The following is a 3,102-nucleotide window of genomic DNA, read 5'->3' on the forward strand; positions in this document are numbered from 1 at the left end:
TATCAAAATAGAGCAAATTTTAAAAAATAATGAATTAAGATGGATTAAATTTTAGTGCGATTTTTGCGTGATTTATAAAAATGAGAAATTTAAATTTAAAAAGAGATATTATTTAAAAATTTGATATAAAAAATTGAAAATTTAAAGTGGATTAAAAAGCCGAGAGAAGATCTCGGCTTAAGTTTTATATAAGAACTGGAGCTACTATAAATCCAAGGATAACTGATAATGCAACCATTATAGTTCCTGGGATGAAGAATGAGTGGTTAAATACAAATTTACCAACTCTTGTAGTTCCTGTATCGTCCATAGCTATCGCACCTAGTGTTGTAGGATATGTTGGCAATACAAATAGACCAGAAACTGCAGCAAATGAAGCTACAAGGATCCAAATTTGACCTGAATTTTCAGGGCTAGTCATACCAAGAGCAGCAGCAACAGCTGGCATCATAACCTTTGTTGTAGCAGCTTGTGAGTATAGCAAGCAGCTTAAGAAATAAAGCGCAACAGCTAGGATAAATGGATACTGAGTAACGAAGTCTTTTGCAACCTCTTTGATAGCGTCAAGGTGTCCATTAACAAATGTTGTACCAAGCCATGCGATACCAACAACGCAGATGCACGCATTCATACCGCTTTGGAAAGTGCTAGTTGATAGAAGTTTGCCTGTCTCAACTTTGCAAGCTACTGCTATTGTAAAGCCGATAGTTAGCATAAAACTAATGATAGCTGCATCTCTTGAAAGGATAGGTTTTTCTACAAGACCTAAGCTCTTTGAAATGCATAGTGCATAACAAACTACGATCAAAACGCCAATCGCAAAGATAGCGACTGATCTTTTTGCGTATGGTTTTGGCTCGTGATATTCAGCAGCTTTAACCTCTTCAACCAAACCTTTTGCAAGTCTTTCTTGATAGATAGGATCTTTTGAAAGGTCAAGATCGTAAAATTTATTGATGATAAACGCAGTGATAATCATCGCTACAAATGTAGTTGATATACAAATAAATAGCAACACTGGATAGCTAACACCTAGCTTTTCACATAGACCACTCATAGCAACAAACGCAGCTGAGATCGGGCTTGCAGTGATCGCTACTTGAGAAGAGACAACTGAAAGCGCAAGTGGAGCTGAAGGTTTGATATTTTGAGTTTTTGCAACCTCAACGATAACAGGGATCATAGAAAACGCAGTGTGCCCAGTACCTGCAAGGATAGTTAAAAAGTAAGTAACTATCGGAGCAAGAAAGTTGATCTGTTTTGGATTCTTGCGTAAAATTTTAGTTGCTACTTGAACTAAATAATCAAGTCCGCCAGCAACTTGCAAAGCTGTGATCGCTGAGATAACTGAAGCGATGATCAAGATAACATCCATAGGGATGTCTTTCATATCGACTTTCATACCAAGCAAAGCAAGCACAACAACGCCTAGACCACCTGCGTAGCCAACGCCCATACCACCTAGTTTGACACCAAGATAGATGCCGCCAAATAGGACTATAATCTGTAAGATCAGCATTATATCCATCGAAAACTCCTTTATTAAATTTTATTACTAAAATCACCACTTAAGCGTGCCAGAATTTTGGCACGCTTTTAATAATACTTTGCTTAAATTTTTACCTAACCATGCTCGGATTTAGCATATTTTTAGGCTCTAAAATCTTATCGATCTCTTCTTTGCTTAGATAGCCTCTCTCTAGGCAGATATCGCCAACTGCTTTACCTGTTTGAAGGGCTTCTTTAGCGATGCTTGCTGATTTTTCGTAACCGATATATGGGTTAAATGCTGTTACGATACCAACTGAGCCAAGAACTGATTTTAAGCAAGCCTCAGGGTTTGCAGTAAGTTTTTTGATAGCTTTTTCAGCTAATGTTTTCATCGCGTTTTCAAGGATAAATATAGAGTTAAATAGCGCATAAGCGATGCCTGGTTCAAATGCATTTAGCTCAAATTCGCCTCTTTCAGAGCAAAGCATGATAGTTACGTCGTTACCGATAACTTCATAGCAAGCCTCGCCTACAACCTCAGCGATAACTGGATTTACCTTACCTGGCATGATTGAGCTGCCTGGTTGCATTTGAGGTAAATTTATCTCGCCAAGGCCACATCTTGGACCTGAGTTCATTAGTCTTAAGTCATTTGCGATTTTTGAAAGTCTAACAGCAGCAGTTTTAAGCGCGCCACTTACATGGACAAAGTCTGCAGTATCTTGTGTAGCAGCGATGAAGTCATCAGCTTTTTTGAAATCAACTCCAGTGATCTCTTTTAGTTTTTTAACAACTACGTTTTTGTAGTCTGGGTGGCAGTTGATGCCTGTACCTATCGCAGTTGCGCCCATGTTTAGGTATGTCATTGACTCACGAGCTGCTGTGATCTTTTCGATGTCACTTTTGATATAGCTTGCAAATGCGTTAAAAGTGTTGCCAAGTGTTGTAGGGACAGCATCCTCAAGCTCTGTTCTACCCATTTTGATGATATCTTTAAAGTCTTTTGCTTTTTTCTCAAGCTCATCTTTTAGCAAATTCATAGCAGCAAGCAAGTCAGTAAGCTTTGCATAAGTTGCTACCTTAATAGAGCTTGGATAAGTGTCATTTGTGCTTTGTCCAAGGTTTGTGTGATCGTTTGGATGAATAAATTGATACTCGCCTTTTTTGTGACCCATGCTCTCAAGTGCGATGTTTGTGATGACCTCATTTGAGTTCATATTTGTACTTGTTCCTGCACCACCTTGAACCATATCAACGACAAATTGATCTAAAAACTCGCCAGCTATTACTCTATCAGCAGCTTTTGCCAAAGCATCAGCTATCTTTGGATCTAAAACGCCAACCTCTTTATTTGCAAGCGCAGCAGCTTTTTTGATCTGCGCAAATGCCTTTACAAAGTATGGATACTCTTTTAATGTTCTACCACTCATGTGGAAGTTCTCAGTAGCCCTAAATGTTTGGACACCATAGTAAAAATCGTCAGAAATTTCCAACTCGCCGATGAAATCATGTTCTTTTCTAGTTGCCATAACAGCTTCTCCTTAGTAAAAAATTGTTACCGAGTGAAATTATATAGGTATTTGGGATTTTAAATATTAATGACTACTTATT

The 3,102-nt window shown here is 38.2% G+C and carries 2 protein-coding genes; both read right to left on the minus strand.

All coding sequences use genetic code 11. The features are described from left to right. Window positions 1–184: 184 nt before the first annotated feature. Complete coding sequence (locus CYO90_RS00675) at window positions 185–1,528, minus strand: anaerobic C4-dicarboxylate transporter (RefSeq protein WP_021084899.1); 1,344 nt, start codon at window positions 1,526–1,528, stop codon at window positions 185–187. A gap of 91 nt (window positions 1,529–1,619) precedes the next feature. Beyond that, window positions 1,620–3,020: an aspartate ammonia-lyase gene (locus tag CYO90_RS00680; protein WP_103578073.1), complete on the minus strand. Its 1,401-nt coding sequence runs from the start codon at window positions 3,018–3,020 to the stop codon at window positions 1,620–1,622. Between the last annotated feature and the right edge of the window lie 82 nt (window positions 3,021–3,102).

Source organism: Campylobacter concisus, assembly GCF_002913745.1.
Taxonomy (GTDB): Bacteria; Campylobacterota; Campylobacteria; order Campylobacterales; family Campylobacteraceae; genus Campylobacter_A; species Campylobacter_A concisus_R.